The sequence below is a fragment of the Intrasporangium mesophilum genome (genome assembly GCF_054783095.1).
Map to the genome: position 1 here is coordinate 58283 of NZ_BAAGRF010000012.1, position 18380 is coordinate 76662.

Annotated in this window: 16 protein-coding genes; 10 read left to right on the plus strand and 6 right to left on the minus strand. The window is 71.1% G+C overall.

Annotated elements, in window-relative coordinates; all coding sequences use genetic code 11:
- Positions 1-68: 68 nt before the first annotated feature.
- Positions 69-3056 (plus strand): FtsK/SpoIIIE family DNA translocase, encoded by a 2988-nt coding sequence (locus tag ACYVLP_RS10995; protein WP_460627384.1) that lies wholly within the window; start codon positions 69-71, stop codon positions 3054-3056.
- Positions 3057-3059: 3 nt separating this feature from the next.
- Here the strand turns inward: ACYVLP_RS10995 and ACYVLP_RS11000 are convergent, their stop codons facing one another.
- The 3 genes from ACYVLP_RS11000 to ACYVLP_RS11010 are packed head-to-tail and all read right to left on the minus strand — an operon-like array spanning position 3060 to position 6902.
- A complete protein-coding gene (locus tag ACYVLP_RS11000) occupies positions 3060-3536 on the minus strand; it encodes a PPOX class F420-dependent oxidoreductase (protein ID WP_460627385.1) in 477 nt (158 codons plus the stop codon).
- A 52-nt stretch (positions 3537-3588) separates the two neighbouring features.
- Positions 3589-4266 (minus strand): response regulator, encoded by a 678-nt coding sequence (locus ACYVLP_RS11005; RefSeq protein ID WP_460627386.1) that lies wholly within the window; start codon positions 4264-4266, stop codon positions 3589-3591.
- Positions 4263-6902 (minus strand): DUF4118 domain-containing protein, encoded by a 2640-nt coding sequence (locus tag ACYVLP_RS11010; protein WP_460627387.1) that lies wholly within the window; start codon positions 6900-6902, stop codon positions 4263-4265. Before ACYVLP_RS11010 ends, ACYVLP_RS11005 begins: the two co-directional genes overlap by 4 nt.
- 90 nt (positions 6903-6992) lie before the next feature.
- On the opposite strand from ACYVLP_RS11010, the gene ACYVLP_RS11015 reads away from it, so the two are divergent.
- Positions 6993-7739, plus strand: coding sequence for an ion channel (locus tag ACYVLP_RS11015; protein WP_460627388.1), 747 nt, complete (start codon positions 6993-6995; stop codon positions 7737-7739).
- 79 nt (positions 7740-7818) lie between these two features.
- Here the strand turns inward: ACYVLP_RS11015 and ACYVLP_RS11020 are convergent, their stop codons facing one another.
- On the minus strand, positions 7819-9024 hold the full coding sequence (locus tag ACYVLP_RS11020) for a dipeptidase (RefSeq protein ID WP_460627389.1): 1206 nt from the start codon (positions 9022-9024) through the stop codon (positions 7819-7821).
- 37 nt (positions 9025-9061) lie between these two features.
- Between ACYVLP_RS11020 and rimO the strand changes: the two genes are divergently transcribed.
- The 6 genes from rimO to ACYVLP_RS11050 are packed head-to-tail and all read left to right on the plus strand — an operon-like array spanning position 9062 to position 14262.
- Positions 9062-10534 carry a 30S ribosomal protein S12 methylthiotransferase RimO gene (gene rimO / locus ACYVLP_RS11025; protein WP_460627390.1) on the plus strand — a complete coding sequence of 491 codons (1473 nt, stop codon included), beginning with the start codon at positions 9062-9064 and terminating at the stop codon, positions 10532-10534.
- Positions 10531-11355, plus strand: coding sequence for a CDP-diacylglycerol--glycerol-3-phosphate 3-phosphatidyltransferase (pgsA, locus tag ACYVLP_RS11030; protein ID WP_460627391.1), 825 nt, complete (start codon positions 10531-10533; stop codon positions 11353-11355). The genes rimO and pgsA overlap by 4 nt, the downstream gene beginning before the upstream one ends.
- A gap of 2 nt (positions 11356-11357) precedes the next feature.
- Positions 11358-11936 (plus strand): CinA family protein, encoded by a 579-nt coding sequence (locus ACYVLP_RS11035; RefSeq protein WP_460627392.1) that lies wholly within the window; start codon positions 11358-11360, stop codon positions 11934-11936.
- A gap of 12 nt (positions 11937-11948) precedes the next feature.
- Positions 11949-12251 (plus strand): helix-turn-helix domain-containing protein, encoded by a 303-nt coding sequence (locus ACYVLP_RS11040; RefSeq protein ID WP_460627393.1) that lies wholly within the window; start codon positions 11949-11951, stop codon positions 12249-12251.
- Positions 12252-12268: 17 nt separating this feature from the next.
- Positions 12269-13159, plus strand: coding sequence for a serine hydrolase (locus ACYVLP_RS11045; protein WP_460627394.1), 891 nt, complete (start codon positions 12269-12271; stop codon positions 13157-13159).
- On the plus strand, positions 13156-14262 hold the full coding sequence (locus ACYVLP_RS11050) for a mandelate racemase/muconate lactonizing enzyme family protein (RefSeq protein WP_460627395.1): 1107 nt from the start codon (positions 13156-13158) through the stop codon (positions 14260-14262). Before ACYVLP_RS11045 ends, ACYVLP_RS11050 begins: the two co-directional genes overlap by 4 nt.
- A gap of 109 nt (positions 14263-14371) precedes the next feature.
- On the opposite strand, the gene ACYVLP_RS11055 is transcribed toward ACYVLP_RS11050, so the two are convergent.
- Both ACYVLP_RS11055 and ACYVLP_RS11060 read right to left on the minus strand, forming a co-directional pair.
- Positions 14372-16201 carry a DUF3352 domain-containing protein gene (locus ACYVLP_RS11055; RefSeq protein ID WP_460627396.1) on the minus strand — a complete coding sequence of 610 codons (1830 nt, stop codon included), beginning with the start codon at positions 16199-16201 and terminating at the stop codon, positions 14372-14374.
- Positions 16202-16548: 347 nt separating this feature from the next.
- Entirely contained in the window at positions 16549-16821 is a 273-nt protein-coding gene (locus tag ACYVLP_RS11060) for a hypothetical protein (RefSeq protein WP_460627397.1), read from the minus strand.
- A 424-nt stretch (positions 16822-17245) separates the two neighbouring features.
- Between ACYVLP_RS11060 and ACYVLP_RS11065 the strand changes: the two genes are divergently transcribed.
- Positions 17246-17689, plus strand: a complete 444-nt coding sequence (locus ACYVLP_RS11065; RefSeq protein WP_460627398.1) for a VanZ family protein — start codon at positions 17246-17248, stop codon at positions 17687-17689.
- A 420-nt stretch (positions 17690-18109) separates the two neighbouring features.
- Complete coding sequence (locus ACYVLP_RS11070) at positions 18110-18361, plus strand: DUF3046 domain-containing protein (RefSeq protein WP_460627399.1); 252 nt, start codon at positions 18110-18112, stop codon at positions 18359-18361.
- Positions 18362-18380 lie beyond the last annotated feature (19 nt).

Consider the following 18380-nt stretch of genomic DNA (forward strand, 5'->3'; position numbering starts at 1 on the left):
TGGTCCGTTCCGCCCGTGTTGCGCGTGTGACGCGTGAGTTCAGAGGGGCGCTGGCGTACCGTGCAACCATGGCGACACGTCCGTCCAGCAGCCAGCGACAGAGCTCGGGCGCCGCGACCCGCGCGAAGGGGTCGGGCAGCGGCGCGTCCTCGCGCCCGCCCGCTGCTCGGTCGTCGCGCCCCGCCCAGCGCAAGCCGGCCGCCCGCAAGCCCGCTGGCAAGGCGAAGGACGGCGGACTGCCGTTCCCGTTCAACGCGGTCCGCAACACGTGGATGGGTGTCTCGCACCTCGCTGGTGGGGCCGTGCGTCGGGTGGGACACAGTGCAGCCGAGCTCGAGCCGGAGCACCGTCGCGACGGCCTCGGCTTCGCGTTCATCGCGCTCGCCATCCTCGTCGCCGCGCGCGAGTGGTGGAACGTCTCGGGCGTCGTCGGTCAGGCCGTGCATGCAGTCTTCGCCGGCACTTTCGGCCGGGTGGCGTATGCCGTGCCCCTGGTCCTGCTCGCACTCGGGCTGCGCATGCTGCGCGCGCCGCAGGACGAGGCGACGACCAACCGCATCGTCGTCGGGACCATCGCTCTGACGTTCGCCGCGTGCGGCCTGTCGCACATCGCCGACGGCATCCCCAACCCGCCCGACGGTGCCAACGGGATGCGCGCCGCGGGCGGCATCATCGGCTTCCTGGCCTCGAGCCCGCTTGCTGCGGCTGTGTCCGTGTACGGCGCGGTCACCCTGCTGTGCCTGCTCGGCCTCTTTGGGCTCCTCGTCATCACCGCGACTCCGGTCAACCTGATCCCGACCCGGCTTCGACAGCTCCGGGACGTGGTCATCCACCGCGGCGACGCGGAGAGTGGGTCGGAGGCCACCGACGCGCCCGCCGAGTCGCTCAAACGCGCCCGGCGCAAGGGGACCGACCTCGCGCAGCGCGAGGGTGACGAGGCGTTCCGCCAGGCGGCCCAGCTCGACGCCGACGCCGAGGCCACCACGCGCCTGCGCCCGGGCGAGAAGCGGCCGACCGCCCCCGGCGTCCTGGCCCCGCGCCCCAGCGGGGTGGGCGTCGACGCGAGCGACCCGCACACACACGGCGCGCCAGAGACCGGGAAGGTCGGCCCGAAGGCCGAGCTGGTGCCACCTCCGACCTCGGAGCTGCCGGCCCGCGCCGAGCAGCTCTCCCTCGGCGGCGACATCACCTACCGCCTTCCGGACAGCGAGATGCTCAGCCACGGCTCGCCGCACAAGACCCGCAGCGAGGCCAACGACCGCGTGCTCGAGTCCCTGACCGACGTCTTCGAGCAGTTCGACATCGACGCGGCCGTCACGGGGTTCACCCGCGGGCCGACGGTCACCCGCTACGAGGTCGAGCTCGGCGCGGGCACGAAGGTCGAGCGCGTCACCGCGCTGTCCAAGAACATCGCGTATGCCGTCGCGTCGGCCGACGTTCGCATCCTCAGCCCGATCCCGGGCAAGTCGGCCATCGGCATCGAGATCCCGAACGCCGACCGCGAGAACGTCGCCCTCGGCGACGTGCTGCGGAGCCACACCGCGAGGTCGAACTCGCATCCGATGGTCATGGGTGTCGGCAAGGACGTCGAGGGTGCCTACGTCATCGCGAACCTCGCGAAGATGCCGCATCTGCTCGTCGCCGGCGCGACCGGTTCGGGCAAGTCGAGCTTCGTCAACTCGATGATCACCTCGGTCCTCATGCGCTCGACGCCGGAGGAGGTGAGGCTGGTCCTCGTCGACCCGAAGCGCGTGGAGCTGACGGCATACGAAGGCATCCCGCACCTGATCACCCCGATCATCACCAGCCCGAAGAAGGCCGCCGAGGCTCTTCAGTGGGTCGTGCGAGAGATGGACCAGCGCTACGACGACCTGGCGGCTTTCGGCTTCAAGCACGTCGACGACTTCAACAAGGCGGTGCGGGCGGGCAAGGTCAAGCCGCTGCCGGGGTCCGAGCGACAGATCACGACGTACCCCTACCTGCTCGTCGTGGTCGACGAGCTCGCCGACCTCATGATGGTCGCCCCGCGCGATGTCGAGGAGTCGGTCGTCCGGATCACCCAGCTCGCCCGGGCAGCGGGCATCCACCTCGTCCTCGCGACGCAGCGTCCGTCGGTCGACGTCGTGACGGGTCTCATCAAGGCCAACGTCCCGTCGCGCATGGCGTTCGCCACGTCGTCGCTCGCCGACTCGCGCGTGGTGCTCGACCAGCCCGGCGCGGAGAAGCTCATCGGCCAGGGTGACGCGCTCTTCCTCCCGATGGGGGCGAGCAAGCCGATGCGTGTGCAGGGAGCGTGGGTCAACGAGTCCGAGATCCACGAGGTCGTCAAGTTCGTCACGACCCAGCTCAAGCCCAGCTATGTCGAGAACGTCACGGTCGCTACGCCCAAGAAGCAGATCGACGACGACATCGGCGACGACCTCGACGTGCTCCTGCAGGCGACCGAGCTCGTCGTCACGACGCAGTTCGGCTCGACGTCGATGCTGCAGCGCAAGCTGCGCGTCGGCTTCGCCAAGGCCGGGCGACTCATGGACCTGCTCGAGTCGCGGGGCATCGTCGGCCCGAGCGAGGGGAGCAAGGCCCGCGACGTGCTCGTTCGCCCGGACGACCTGTCGCAGACGCTGGCGCTGCTGCGCGGCGAGGACGTGCCGCATCCCAACGACACAGCCGACGACACCGGCGACAGCGGATTGGACGGCACCAACGACCTGGCAGACGCCTCGGACGACGGAGCCACCGGGTATGCCGCACACGACGTGGGCGATGCCGTGGCACCGGGGGGCCCGGCGGCATACGGCAGCCCGGACGAAGCGGACGAGCCGGACCCCCGCGACGATCCAGGCGAGGGCACCGCTCAGCGGCGCACGGCGTCGCTGGTGGCCGAACGCGGCGAGCGCCGGGACCATGACGCGACCGAGGCGGTGCCCACCTCGGCCACGTCTCCGGGCACCTCGACCTGGACCCCGGGGGACCTGACCCCCCGGGTCGATGAGGACGACGAGGAGTCGGAGGACGCCTGGAACCTCACCGACCGGGGCGGCCGCGAGCGCTGGTAGGGCCTACCTGCCGGCCGTGGCGACGATCCCGCCGCCCTCGGTGGCGATCACCTTGGTGGGCCGGATGGTCATGACGACCCGCACGGGTGCGTCGTGGATCTCGTAGTCCATGCCGTAGCGGTGCTGGAGGGTCTTGTAGAACGACGCGGTCTCGTCGTCGTCCTCGACGCTCTCCACGACTCCGCGCACCTCGATCGTCCGGTAGCCGTCGTCGGGGTCGGCGATCGAGAGCGACAGGCGCGGGTCCTGGGCGAGGTTGGCGAACTTCTGCCGGCTCTTCGTGTGGGTGATGCGCAGGCGCGCGCCGTCCCACACGAACCACATGACGCTGCTCTGCGGGGCGCCGTCGGGACGCACGGTGGCCAGATGCGCGAAGAGCGGACGCTCCAGCAGGTCGAGGTGGCTCTCGGGGAGGGCGAGCTCGGTGCCCGTAGGGCTGGTCGTCGGGTTCGTGGAGTTCTGGGTCGTGTCTTCACTCATGGAGGCGACAACACGGATCGGCTCCGGTGTCATCCACGGCCACCCACGAGTCTCAGAGGTTGAACCGGTAGCCGAGGCCGGGCTCGGTGACAAGGTGCTGCGGGTGCGCGGGGTCCGGCTCGAGCTTGCGGCGCAGCTGGTTGGCGTAGACGCGAAGGTAGTTGGACTCCCGACCGTACGACGGCCCCCACACGGACCGGAGCAGCTCCTGCTGCGACACGAGGTGTCCCGGCTCGCGGCAGAGCGTCTCGAGCATCCTCCACTCGGTCGGGGTGAGCCGTACCTCCACTCCCTCCACGGTCGCCCGGCGCTCGGCGAAGTCGAGGGTGAACCGGTCCGTCGACACCGAGCCGAGCTGACGGCCGACGTCACCGCCGCGGCGCACCGCGGCCCGCACGCGAGCGAGCAGCTCCTCGACGCCGAACGGCTTGGTGACATAGTCGTCGGCGCCCAGGTCGAGAGCCTCGATCTTGTCGTCGGACTCGTGACGCGCGGAAAGGACGATGACCGGCACGGCCGACACCGCGCGCACACGGCGCAGCACGTCCGTGCCGTCGAGGTCCGGGAGCCCGAGGTCGAGGATGACCACGTCCGGGGCGTCCTCGTTGACCGACTGCACCGCGGTGCGACCGTCGCTCGCGGTCACCACCTCGTTGCCGTGGGCGCGCAGGGCGATGGTCAGCGTCCGCTGGAGCCGGGCGTCGTCGTCGACGACGAGCACTCGCGTCATGCGTCCTCCTGGAGACGGGCAGCCTCGGCTGCTGGTTCAGTGGGGCCGGCATCACCGGTCGAGGAGACATCGGCCGACCGCGCCTGCCTGGACGGAGCATTCGTGGGCCGCGGCGGCTCCGGGCCCTCGGCAGGCGGCTCGTCCGCGGTCGGGAGCTCGATGACCATGGTCAGCCCGCCGCCCGGCGTGTCCTCGGCGACGAGCGTGCCCCCCATCACCGTGGTCAGGCCACGTGCGACCGCGAGACCCAGGCCCAGGCCGTCTCCGCGCGGCGCGTCACCGACGCGCTGGAACGCTGCGAAGATGCGGTCCTTGTCCTCGTCGCCGACGCCCGGCCCCCGGTCGATGACCCGCAGCTGGACCGTGTGCCCGATCGGGCCGGCCGTGACCCGGATCTCGTCGCCGCTGTGGTGCAGCGCGTTCTCGACGACGTTCGCGAGGACACGGTCGAGCAGGCCCAGGTCCGCAGTCACCAGCGGCAGGTCGGCGTCGATGTCGACGTCGACGCGGGCCGGGTCCGAGGTGGTGCGGATCGTGCCCACCACGGCGTCGAGCAGGTCGATCGAGTGAGCGTGGGCGCGGACCATCCCGGTCTCGAGGCGGGACAGGTCGAGCAGGTTGCCGATCAGGGCGTCGAGCCGGTCCGCCGACTCCTCGATCGACTCCAGCAGCTCGGCCTCGTCGTCGGGCGCGAGCTCGACGGCATCCTGCCGCAGGGTCGAGACTCCGGCCTTGATGGCCGCGAGCGGGGTGCGCAGGTCGTGCGACACGGCGGCCAGCAGCGTGGTCCGGGCTGCGTTGTCGCGAGCGAGGCCCGCGGCCTGCTGGGCGGCGCGGACCAGCTGCTCGCGCCCGTGCAGGATGGCGGCGTGGGCGGCATACGCATTGACCACTCGCTGGTCACCGGCAGAGACCGGTGGGCCGTCGAGCAGCAGGTGCACGCCCTCGTCCACCGTCGAGTCGAGCGTCCACGCCTGCCCGGTCGGCAGCGGCGCGCCGATCACGAGCTCCGGGTCGGTGGAGGCGACCACGACCGAGCCTCCGCCATCGGTGGTCTCGGTGAGCACCGCCCGACGCATGCCCAGCGCGTCGCGCGCTCGGTCGAGCAGCGCCGGCAGGGGGCGTGGCTCGGCCAGGAGGTCGCGGCTCAGGGCTGCCAGCGCCTGGGACTCTCGCTGCGCGGCCACGGCCTGCTCGGTCCGGCGAGCTGCGAGGTTGACGATCCAGGACACCGCCATGGCCACGAGGACGAACACGGCAAGGGCCACGGCGTTCGGCGCCTGGCTGATGGTCAGGGTGCCGGTCGGCTCGGTGAAGAACCAGTTGACGACGAGTGACCCTGCGACCGCGCAGAACAGCGCCGGCCAGATGCCTCCGACGAGCGCACAGGCGACCGTCAGCGCGAGGTAGAGGAGCAGGTCGAGGGACAGGGTGTGTCCATCCTGGGTGCTGACGAGCACAGCGGTCAGGGGCACCATCGCGACCACAGCGAGCAGGAACCCGGCCAGCACCCGCTGCCAGGGCAGCCCGCGCGCCCGACGGGCCCGGCGGCCGACCTTGGAGTCCTCGTGGGACACGAGGTGCACGTCGATGTCTCCGGAGCCGTCGGCGACCTCGGAGGCGATGCTGGGCCGCAGCAGCTGCTGCCAGCGGCTGCGCCGGCTCACGCCCACCACGATCTGCGTCGCGTTCACGCCACGGGCATAGTCCAGGATCGCGGCAGCCGTGTCGTGCCCGGACACGTCGTGGAACTCCGCACCGACATCGCGGGCGACCCGACGCAGCCGGGCCAGGGTAGCCGGATCGGCGCTGACCAGACCCTCGGCCGACCGCACATGGCAGGCGATCAGGTCACCGCCCGCGGCCCGGCTCGCGATCCGGGCCCCGCGCCGCAGCAGCGTCTCGCTCTCCGGCCCGCCGGTCACCGCGACCACGACCCGCTCGCGGGCCGGCCACGGCTCGTGGATGCCCTGCGCCGCCCGGTACCGCTCCAGGGCCTCATCGACCCGGTCCGCCAGCCACAGCAGCGCGATCTCGCGCAGGGCCGCCAGGTTCCCCACCCGGAAGTAGTTGGCCAGCGCGGCACTGACCTTCTCGGGCCCGTACACGTTGCCGTGCGCCAGCCGGCGCCGCAAAGCCTCCGGTGTCATGTCGACCAGCTCGACCTGCTCCGCCCGGCGCACCACCTCATCCGGCACGGTCTCCTGCTGCCGGATCCCGGTGATCGCCTCCACCACGTCGTTCAGCGACTCCAGGTGCTGGATGTTCACGGTCGAGAGCACCTCGATCCCGGCCTCCAGGATGTCCTGGACGTCCTGCCACCGCTTCTCGTGGACCGAGCCGGGCACATTGGTGTGCGCGAGCTCGTCGATCAGCACCACCTGCGGCCCCCGGGCGATCACCGCGGCGGTGTCCAGCTCGCTCAGCCGCGACCCGCGGTACTCCAGCTCCAGGCGCGGCAGGACCTCCAGACCCTGCAGCAGCTGCGCCGTGTGGACCCGCCCGTGCGTCTCGACGATGCCCACGACCACATCCGTGCCCCGCTCGCGACGCCGATGGGCCTCATCCAGCATCGCGACGGTCTTGCCGACCCCGGGCGCGGCACCCAGGTAGATGCGCAGCGAACCACGACCCATGGGTCGATCCTCGCAGGTCAGCCAGCGGTCTCGCCCGAGAGGCGCCGTCGTTGACGCGTTCTTGACGGAGTGGCCACTAGGCTCGACCAGGTGAGCGCGTCGCTGGAGCTGTGGCCGTCAACGTCCCGCCGAGGCGGCCCGCCGACGCGGTGGTACCGCCTCCGCCGCAGCTTCAAGGAGCTGCCCTGTGCCGTGCTGCTCGTCGTCCAGCTCGCGGCGATCGTGGTCTACCCGTCGATGGAGAACGCGACGCTGGGGGAGTGGCGGTACTTCGGCAAGAGCCTCTTCGGCCTGGTCGGTCTCGTCGTGCTCTTCCTCGCTGTCCGCGCCGTGCGAGCGACTCCGGCGCTGACCTGGATCGCCGCGGGCATCGGCATCCCGGTCGTCCTGCTGACGGTGGCGGAGGCGGTCTGGCCCGACAGCGACGCGGTGGCGTTCTGGTCGTCCATGCTGCACGGCGTCTTCTACTTCTACACGGGCTACGCGCTGCTCCGGTACATGTTCGCGGACAACTGGGTGACCAAGGACGAGCTCTTCGCGACCGGTGCCACGTTCACCGTCGTGGCATGGGCGTTCGCGTACCTCTACTTCGCCATCCAGTTCATCTGGCCGAACTCGTTCACGATCTACGGCGAGGCCCTGCCGGGCTTTCGGAGCTGGTACGAGCTGCTCTACCTGTCGATCACGACGATGACCTCGACCGGCCTGTCCGACATCAGCGCCGTCACGCCGCATGCGCGGTCGTTCGTCATGCTCGAGATGATCTCCGGCATGCTCTACGTCGCGCTCGTGGTGGCCCGCCTGGTCGGGCTCACCATCGCCCGCTTCCGCCAGTAGGGCGGGGAGGGCGAGAGGTCAGCTCCGCGCCGTCGTCCCGAGACGTCGCCGTATGCCGCTGCCCGGCCGGCCGCTGGCGTCAGCCGTCGAGCTCGCTCAAGGTCTTGAGGCTCGGCGCGCGGGTGGTCTGCAGCTCGCGGGCGACCGACTCGACGTCGCGCATCACTCGAAGGGTGTTCCCGCGGACGAGCTTGTGCACGTCGCCGCTCGACCAGCCTCGGTCGAGCAGCGCTGCGACGAGGCGCGGGTAGCCGCTGACGTCGTCGAGCCCGACCGGGAAGGTGTCGGTGCCGTCGTAGTCGCCGCCGATGCCGACATGGTCGATGCCCGCCGTGTCGCGGACATGCTCGAGGTGAGCGACGACCTGGTCGATCGACGCGTCCGGCTTCGGGTGGTCGGCGCTCCACGAGGCGGTGAAGACCCCGAACGCCTCCCAGTCCTTGGCGTCGACGCCGACCTGGGCCGCGGCGGCCGCCGCCTCCACCCGCCACCCGGCCGTGGCCGGGGAGACGAACTCCGGCACGAAGGTGACCATGCAGATCCCGCCGTTGGCGGGCAGCGCTTCGAGCACGTCGTCAGGCACGTTCCGCGGGGTGTCACACAGAGCCAGCGCGGACGAGTGGCTGAACACGACCGGCGCATCCGTGGCCTCGAGGGCATGCCGCATCGTCGTCGCGGCCACGTGGCTGAGGTCGACCATCATGCCGAGGCGGTTCATCTCGCGGACGACCTCGCGGCCGAACTCCGTCAGCCCGCCGACCGCCGGAACGTCGGTCGCCGAGTCGGCCCACGGGGTGTTGTCGTTGTGGGTCAGGGTCATGTACCGCACGCCGAGCACATGCAGCAGGCGCAGTGTCGCGAGCGAGCTGCCGATGGAGTGGCCGCCCTCTGCACCGAGCAGCGAGGCGATCCGGCCGGACGCGTTGGCGCGCTCGACCTCGTCGGCCGTGCGTGCGAGCGCGAGCCGGTCGGCATACGTCCCGATCATCCGGTGCACGCCGTCGATCTGCTCGAGCGTGGCGATGACGGCGGAGTCACCCTGCAGGGTGCTCGGCACGAAGACCGACCAGAACTGTCCGCCGACGCCGCCCTCGGCCAGGCGTGGCAGGTCGGTCTGCGTCGTGGCGACCTTCCGCGTCAGGTCCAGAGCCTCGAAGTCGTAGCGAACCTGCTCACGGGCGGCCCAAGGGAGGTCGTTGTGTCCGTCGATGAGCGGGCTCGCGGAGAGCAGCTCGCGCGCCTCGGCCAGCGGGTCGGGGTGGCTGCGGGGGTCGGTTCCGAGCATGTCGGCCATTGAACACCCCGCCATCTAGAGTGGACGCATGACCCCGCCCCCCGCGACCACCGAGAGGAGCGTTGCCCTCGTCACCCTCGGGTGCACGCGCAACGAGGTCGACTCGGAGGAGCTCGCCGGGCGGCTGCTCGCCGAAGGCTGGCGCCTCGTCGACGACGCCGGGGATGCAGATGTCGCGGTCGTCAACACCTGCGGGTTCGTCGAGCAGGCCAAGAAGGACTCCATCGACGCGCTGCTGGAGGCTTCGGACCTCAAGGCCGACGGACGGACCCAGAAGGTCGTGGCCGTGGGGTGCCTCGCGGAGCGCTACGGCGAGCAGCTCGCCGAGCAGCTCCCGGAGGCCGACGCGGTGCTCGGGTTCGACTCGTACCGCGACCTGAGCCGGCACCTCCAGACCCTCCTGGCCGGTGGGCACGTCGCAAGCCACACGCCGTCCGACCGCAGGACTCTGCTGCCGCTGTCCCCGGTGGACCGGCAGGCGGGGGCGGCCTCCGTGGCGCTGCCAGGCCACGGGGCCGGCGTCGCCGTCGAGGTCGACGATGCCGAGGTGCCCGTGCCCGCGAGCGGGCCGCGGGTCGTGCGGGCCAGGCTCGACGGCCGTCCATGGGCGCCGCTGAAGATCGCCTCGGGCTGTGACCGTCGGTGCGCGTTCTGCGCCATCCCGATGTTCCGCGGCGCCTTCGTCTCGCGGCGCCCGGCCGACATCGTCGCGGAGGCGAGGTGGCTTGCCGCCGACGGTGTCAAAGAGCTCTTCCTCGTCTCCGAGAACTCCACCTCCTACGGCAAGGACCTCGGTGACCTCGGCCTTCTCGAGAAGCTCCTTCCCGAGCTCACCGCTGTCGAGGGCATCGAGCGGGTCCGCGTGTCGTACCTCCAGCCGGCCGAGATCCGGCCCGGGCTGCTGCGCGCCATGGCCGACACGCCCGGGGTCGTGCCCTACTACGACATCTCCTTCCAGCACGCCTCGGAGCCACTGCTCCGGTCGATGCGCCGGTTCGGCTCGCGTGAGGCCTTCCTCGACCTGCTCGACCGCGTCCGCACGGACGCGCCGGAGGCGGGCATCCGGTGCAACGTCATCGTCGGCTTCCCGGGCGAGACCCAGGCCGACCTCGACGAGCTCGAGGCGTTCCTGTCCGAGGCGCGGCTCGACGTCGTGGGCGTGTTCGGGTACTCCGACGAGGACGGCACCGAGGCCGAGAGGTATGCCGGCAAGCTCGCACCCGAGGTCATCGCCGACCGTGTCGACCGGTTCACCCGGCTCGTCGAGGAGCTCACCGCCCAGCGCGCGGAGGACCGTATCGGCGAGCTCGTCGAGGTGCTTGTCGAGGAGATCGACGAGGACGGCCAAGCCGTGGGGCGTGCCGCCTTCCAGGGGCCGGACGTGGACGGCGTGACGACCGTGCTGGCGGGCGACGGCGGCGGTGCGCTCCGGATCGGGGACCTGGTGGCGGCTGTCGTGGTCGCCACCGAGGGGATCGACCTGGTGGCGGAGGCGCGATGACCCCTCCGACCACGTTCCACCGTGGGGAGGGACCGGCACCTCGACCCACCGACTGGAACCTGCCCAACGCCCTGACGGTGCTGCGCTTCCTGCTCGTCCCCGTCTACGGCGTCCTGCTCTTCCTCGACGGCGGCACGGATCCGTGGTGGCGGTTCTGGGCCTGGGTGGTCTTCGCCCTCGCTGCGGTCACGGACGGGGTCGACGGCAAGCTGGCGCGCCGACGTGGTGAGATCACGAACTTCGGCAAGGTCGCCGACCCGATCGCGGACAAGGCGCTCACCGGCACGGCCTTCATCGGTCTGTCCGTGCTGGGCGTGGTCTGGTGGTGGGTCACCGTCGTCATCCTCGTGCGCGAGGTGGGGATCACGGTGCTGCGGTTCGTCATCATCCGGCACGGCGTGATGCCTGCGGGACGCGGCGGCAAGCTCAAGACGATGCTCCAGACGCTCTCGCTCGGCGCGCTGACGTTCCCGCTCTGGGTGCTGCCCTTCGGGCAGGCGTGGACGTATGCGGCATACGTCATCCTCGGCGCGGCGCTCGTCATGACGGTGGTCAGCGGCGTCGACTACGTCTTCAAGGCCGCGCGCCTCCGCGAGACGAGCGATCGCACCCGCGAGCGTCGCGCGGCGCGGGCGGCAGAGCGGGCCGCGCACCGCGAGGCGCGCCGAGAAGCCCGCACCGCCACCACCGAGCACCCCGTCGAGCTGTCCGAGCACTCCGCCGCGGCGTCCGAGCACTCCGTCGGTGTGGCAGAGGCGGCCCAGGACGAGTCGCAGAACACGGACTCTCAGGGCACCGAGCCCAGCGCCCGGCGGGACTGACCTTGTCGGCGCGAGGCACCGACGGTGACCGCCTGGTCTCTCGGCTCACCGCCGCCGGCCAGACCATCGCCTGCGCCGAGTCCCTGACCGCCGGGCTCGTCGCGGCGACCATCGCCGACACGCCCGGGGCGTCGCTGGTCCTGCGAGGGGGCGTGGTGGCCTATGCCGCCGAGGTCAAGGCCGACCTGCTCGGCGTGCCTGCCGAGATCCTCGCGCAGGTCGGGACCGTCGACCCCGCCGTCGCCGTCGCCATGGCCGAGGGATGCCGGACCCGGCTGGGGGCCACGTGGGGCATCTCCACCACGGGCGTCGCGGGTCCAGGTCCCTCCGAGGGCAAGCCCGCAGGCACCGTCCACATCGCCGTCGCGGGGCCTTCGGGAACAGTGACGCGTGCCCTGGAGTTGAACGGAACCAGAGCCCAGATCCGCGCGGCCACCGTGGCTGCCGTGCTGGGTCTCGCACTCGAGCAGACCGACACCCTGGGTGGAACCGCTGCGCCGCTGGCGGACCCTCGGGGTACGGTAGGCCTATCGGGTCCCCAGCGCGGCGGGCCTGACGCCAGACGAGAGACCAGCGACTGAAGGAGGGGCGGCATGACGACACTGTTGCGACGCGAGCTCGGTGACGTCCTCCGCGAGCGTCGGCGCGCGCAGGGCCGCACCCTTCGCGAGGTCTCGGCCACTGCCTCCGTCTCCCTCGGCTATCTCAGTGAGGTCGAGCGGGGCGAGAAGGAGGCGTCCTCCGAGCTGCTCGCCTCGATCTGCGGGGCGCTCGAGCTCCCGCTGTCACAGGTGCTCATCGACGTCTCGAGCCGGATGGCCGAGAGCGAGGGCCTGGCGAAGACCGTTGCGCTGCCCGTGCCTTCGGGCGACGTGGTGTCGGCCTCCGCTGCCTGATCGTCTACCGTTCGAGGGTGTCATCGCCCCTCGCCGCGTCCGTTCCCCCTGCCTTCGCGTCGCTCGACGCCCGGCTCCGCTCGCTCACGCCGCCCGGCGCCTCGGTCTCGGTCTGGCTCGGTGACCTCGACGGGGCGGCTCGGTTCGTCCACGCCGGGCAGGCTCCGCACTACGCGGCGTCGACCATGAAGCTGCCGCTCGTCATCGCCGTCTACCGGAGAGTGGTGCGTGGGGAGCTGGACCTCGACACCGCATATCCCGTCCACAACGACTTCACCTCGGTCCTGGACGGGTCGAGGTTCCGCATCGACGACTCTGACGACCAGGATCCGGAGACGTGGGCGGCGATCGGGTCGAGCCGCACGCTGCTCGAGCTCGCCGAGCACGCCATCACCCACTCCAGCAACCTCGCCACCAACCTGCTCATCGAGATCGTCGGCCTCGACGAGGTGGCCGAGGTGCTGCGGATCGTCGGGTGCTCGCCGACCATGGTCGTCGCGCGGGGGATCGAGGATGCCACGGCGCGCGAGGCCGGCATCACGAACACCGTGACGGCAGCTGACCTCGGCCTGGTGATGGCCGCCGTGGGGCGGCGGGACCAGGCCCTCGGGGGCTCCGCGGTCCTCGATCCGGTCGAGCAGATCCTCTCGCGCCAGCTGCATGTGGACCAGATCCCGGCCGGGCTTCCCGAGGGCACGCCGACGGCGAGCAAGTCCGGCTGGATCCCCGGGGTGTCGCACGACGTCGCTCTCGTGCGCCCTGTGGGTGAGGCGCCGTTCGTCCTGGCTGTCTGCACGACCGTGGACCTTTCCGAGACCGAGGGCGCGGCGTTCGTGGCCTCGATCGCCCGTGACGTCTGGGCGGCCGACCACGCCGCGGACGCCTCGTCCTCGGCGACCCGGGCATGACGCACGTCGAGCGGGTCGTCGCGACCGCGTCGTCGGTGCGGCTGCACACGCCGTTCGTCACGGCCCTGCGGCGCACCGAGACCACCGACACCGTCGTCGTCACGGTGACGGACAGTGATGGGCGGACCGGCTGGGGCGAGGCCCCACAGGTGTGGCAGGTGACGGGGGAGTCGCTCGCGGGGGCGACGGCGTGCATCGAGACGATGCTGGCCCCGCTCGTCGTGGGCCACCCACTCGACGACCGCGAGGACCTCGCCCGCGTCGCCGGGGCCGTCCAGAAGGCGGTCGCCCGCAACTTCGGCGCCAAGGCCGCCGTCGACGCTGCCCTGCACGACCTCGTCGCCCAGGCCGAGGGCATCTCGGTGGCCGCCCTGCTGCGCGGCTCTCCGGACGGCATACCCGGGGTGCTGACGACGGACGTGACGCTGTCGGCGGGGGAGGCGTCGGCACTTGCCGACACGGCCCGCGACCGGGTTGCCGATGGTTTCCAGACCCTCAAGATGAAGGTCGGCACGGACGCCGCGACCGACGTGCAGCGCGTGGCATCCGTGCGGGACGCGGTCGGGCCGGACGTCGGGATCCGCCTGGACGCGAACCAGGGGTGGACGCGCGAGGAGGCGGTCCGGGTCATCCGGGCGCTCGAGGTGGCCGACCTCGGCGTCGAGCTCGTCGAGCAGCCCGTCGTCGCCGATGACGTCGAGGGACTGGCGTGGGTGCGCGAGCGGGTGGGGCTGCCGATCATGGCCGACGAGTCGTGCTACGGCCGGTTCGACCTGGAGCGGATCATCCGCCTCGGTGCGGCCGACCTCGTCAACGTCAAGCTGGCAAAGTGCGGGTCCTTGACTACCGGCCGGGACCTGCTGCGCCGAGCCCACGACGCCGGGCTGGGGACGATCGTGGGCTCGATGATGGAGACGCACGTCGGGCTGGGCGCGGCTGCCGCCCTCGTCGCGGCCGAGCCGACGACACAGATCAGCGACCTCGACGCCGCGTGGTGGTCGGTGTCATCCCCGGTGGACGGCGGAATCGCTTACTCCGCCAACGAGATCCGTATGCCGCAGGGGGCAGGACTGGGCGTCGACGGCTGGGTCTCGCACGCCTGAGCCTCCGGCCTCCCGATCCGGCAACACACCGAGCAGCGGCAAACCCTGATGGAAATTACCGTCAGGGTTGCCGACTGCTCGGTGTGTTGCTGTTGAAGCGGTGCTGCGGTCAGTTGCCGACGACTCGCAGCGAGAAGGACGCGTCGCCGCTGCCGGTCGTCGTGGCGTTGAGACCGACGGCACGCAGGGACTCGACGAAGGCTTTCTGGTCGGCGTCGACGTCGCCGAGGTAGAGCTTCTCGAGCTTGTCGAGGTCGACGAACATGGCGACGTTGGAGGTGCTGACATCGCCGAGTGCCGCCTTGAACGCGTCGGAGTCGCCCAGCTTGCCGCCCGCCTTCAGCTTTGCGGCGTAGTCGGGCTGGGTCGCGACATAGATCTTGTTGCCGTCGGCCGAGTGGGTCACCAGGCCGCCGCCCGCGAGCTGATCGAGCTTGTCGAGGAGGTCCTCGGCCCGCTTCGGGTTGCTCGTGACGATCTTGCCGCCGACGACCGGAGCGTCCTTGCTGAAGTCCTGCTGCGGGACGGCAAGCGTGAACGAGCTGCCGAGCAGGACCTTGAGGTCGTCCGGAAGCGTGACGCCGAGCCCCTGCTCGATCTGGCCCAGGATGTCATCCTCCCCCTCGGCCCGGCCCAGGGTCTGCAGCTGCTGCTCGATCTGCGGCCACACGGTGTCGATGGTCTTGTCGGCTCCGGACACGTGCAGCGCAGCCGCGGTGTCGTCGGGCAGGTTGGCCAGCTCGGCGCCGTTGCCGGGCACGGACGTCGCACCCGTCGCGCCCCGGACGATGCCTGCGAGCTCGACATAGTCGGGGTCGAACCTCAGCGCGGCGGCGAGACGTCCCTTGGCGTCCGCGGCCACGGGCGTACCGAGAGCGGACAGGTTCTTGATCTCTTTCAGCCCTGAGCCCAGGTCGAACCACGCCGACAGGACGCCCTGCTCGCCAAGGGCGGCCATGTCGTTCTTGAACGTGGTGTTCTGTGCGAGCGTGCCCTTGGCGACGGCCGCCAGTGTGGCGTCGCCGACACCTGCAGGGGTGACGATCGCGTAGCCGTCCTTCATCCGGAGCTCGGAGTCGCCGTTCTTGTCGCAGGCCAAGATCCGGGTCAGCGCGTCCTTGGCGCGGTCCTCGTCCTTGACCTGGATGGCCACCGCGACGTTCGGCTTGTCCTCAGAGCCGCCCGGGCGGATGGCAGCGCCGACGCGGTCGCCGAGCCATGGGGCGATGTCGGAGTCATAGCTGAGCTTCGAGATGCAGTCGTCGCCCGAGTCCTTGGCCGCGAGCTCCCACAGCTTCTTGCGCGGGTCGTCGGCGCCGAGCGTGTCCTTGACCTGGGGGAGCTTGCTGAGGAAGCGGACCGCGGCGATCTTCTGGCCCGCGGACGGGTCGATGTCCAGGCGGACGTAGCCGAATGCGTCGCCCGGCAGGACGTCCGCCGGCTGCGAGCCGCCGCCGCTGAGCTGCTGCGCCGCGAAGACGCCCGCCCCGCCGAGCAGGAGCGCCGCAGCGAGACCGCCCACGAGCAGGCCGGTCCGCTTGCGCCCACCGCCTCCGCCTTCCTGAGGCTCGTCAGCCAGCTCGACGCCCGACGCGTAGGCCGAGGAGGCGCCAGCGGCATACGGGGTGGGACCCCCGGCCGCCGAGCCCTCAGCTGCGGTGCCCGCGAGCTCCGCACTCGGCCCGGTGACGCTCTGCGGGTAGGAGTACTGCGGCATCGCCGTGGTCTCGGCGCTCGGGATCGCCTGGGTCGCGTCGCTCGCGAGCGGCGTCGACGCAGCGTTCTCCAGAGCGGTGTTGTCGGCGGTGTTGTCGGCCGTGTTGTCGGCGGTGTTGCCCGAAGTGCTGTCCGGGCTGGTGTCCGGGCTGCTGTCGGGGCTGCTGTCGGGGCTGCGGTCGGGCGAGGTGCCCGCTGGTTGCCCGTCGGTGGGTTCGGTCATGAGCTGCTCCCCTGCTTTCGTGGGTCGTGCGATGGCTGTTCGCTGGCGTGTGGCCGCGCTGTAGGTGGCTCTATGGAGTGGGCGCACCGGCATGCTGTGGTGCCGGATGCGTCCCGTTGCGCCCTGGTTCGGCCATGGCGAGGCCTGCAGGACTGTACCGATTGGGCCGGCGCGAACGGCGACCGGCACGGTGACAATCCGACGACAAAGGCGCGAGGGGCGGTTCCCCCCACGGTGACAGACTCATGCCGACCGGATGAGCTATTTTCCGATCCGGTCTGATCTGCAGAGCGAGTGCCTCGCCCGACGGCGCGAGACGCGACGCCAGGTTTCGGGCGAGGGCGAGGCTAGCCCTGTGTGGCCATGACCGCTGCGGTGATCATGACGACCATCGACGCGGCTGTGGCGAGCCAGGCGACGCGGACCTGCCGGCGCAGCAGCAGGGCGTGGGTGGTCGCCCCTTTGTGCCCGTGCGCGTCACCGATGCTCAGGGCGCGGTCGGCCTTGGACATCACCGCGACCCGCTCGCCGTGAGCGCGCATCGCGCCATACCCGAGGACCAGGGTGACGGCGGCGAAGACCACAGTCGTCGCAGTCGCGGCAATTCTTCCGATCGTCACGCGCAGGTTCCTTCCGTGCAGGCCGTGGGGCTCGTTGTGCCCTCGTCCACGAGACGCACCATCGAGGTCGTCGTGTCACACCGCTCGGCGATCGGGCTGAGCATCGCCGGGCGACGGGCCGCGGCGGCACGCTGATCGGGGCCTGGGTCACGGATGTCGGTCTGGTTCGTCTCATGAGACAGACGGTCGGAGACCCCCAACCATCACCCGCCGGCCGTCGAGGGGATCCGGACGGCCCGTGCGCTGCACGCTCAGCGCCAGAACGGGCCCGTCCGGGTCCCCGAACCCTGGGACAGCTGCACATCCCGCACGAGTACCAGTTGCCCGCGACGACGCTGCAGGGGCCCGCGTCACGGTCGAGCCATTGACGCGTCCCAGTTTCATGGGGCCTCCGAGGGCGGGCCCGTGATCGGAGGGGTGCGCTTTGTCCAGCGGGCGTTCGGCACCGGGATCCCGTCGTTCCCGCGGTCGCGGGATCGTCGTCCTGCTCGGGGCCGTCGTAGTCCTCCTTCTCGGGGTCCTGCTCTGGCCGCGCGGAACCGACCTGAGGAGACTCCAGATCGAGACGTGGGTCTGGCTTTGGGCGCACACCGGTCGCCAGCCGTGGTTCACCCCCGACCTGTGGAGCGTCCTCGTCAACGTCGCAGCATTCTTCGTGCCGGCCTGCCTGGCTGCACTGCTCATCCGGCGCCCGTGGTGGACCATCACACTCGTCGGCCTGCTCATCAGCAGCGGAGCCGAGGCCGTCCAGGCGCTCGCCCTCCCGGGGCTGCGCGTCGCTTCGGTCGGCGACGTGCTCGCCAACGGGACGGGTGCGCTTGTCGGCGCTCTCGTCGGCTCCAGCCGGCGCCGGCGCGGGTGGTCGTGACGCAGTTTCGGGGCGGGGGGTCGCCGAGGCCCAGATCGGTGCCCGCGTGGCAGAGCGGACGTGCGCCACCTGGAAGTCGCGGCCGACCGGCACACCTGCGTCACGAACGGCGGGTTGGGCCGTCTTTGTCACTGGAAGGTACGTCAGGTCTGTCCTTCCCGCTTGGGGGTTCGTCTCTCCTCATGCCTTCGTGGAGGAAAGGCTGGGAGAGGCGAACCTCCGGCCGGGGATCGGGTGATGCGCCGGCTGACGCGAGTGGCTCGGGAGGCCGGCGACTCTCACCTCTGCGGCCGACGGGCCGGCTCGCGTCGTTGCCGCGAGCGATGGCGCGTAAGGTGATCGGGTCGATGGGACGCTCGCTGGGCGAGACGGACCGAGACTGACGAGTCCTTGTGTCTGCGCAGGTCAGGAGCATTCATAGTGCGGATGAGCCACTTCTGGACGCTGATGGACGACGAGTTCGGGCCGGCGTATGCCGGGTCGCTCGCGCGCGATCATGTGATCGGCGCGCTCGACAACCGGACCGTGGTGCAGGCGCTGGCGGACGGGGTGCCACCGCGTCAGGTGTGGGAGGCCCTCTGCGACGACATGGACGTCCCGCCGGAGCGCCGGCTCGGCCGCGACGACCGCGTCGCGCCCGGGGCACCAGGCGGACAGCAGGGACCGGTCTGAGCGACGGCGTGTCGCGGTC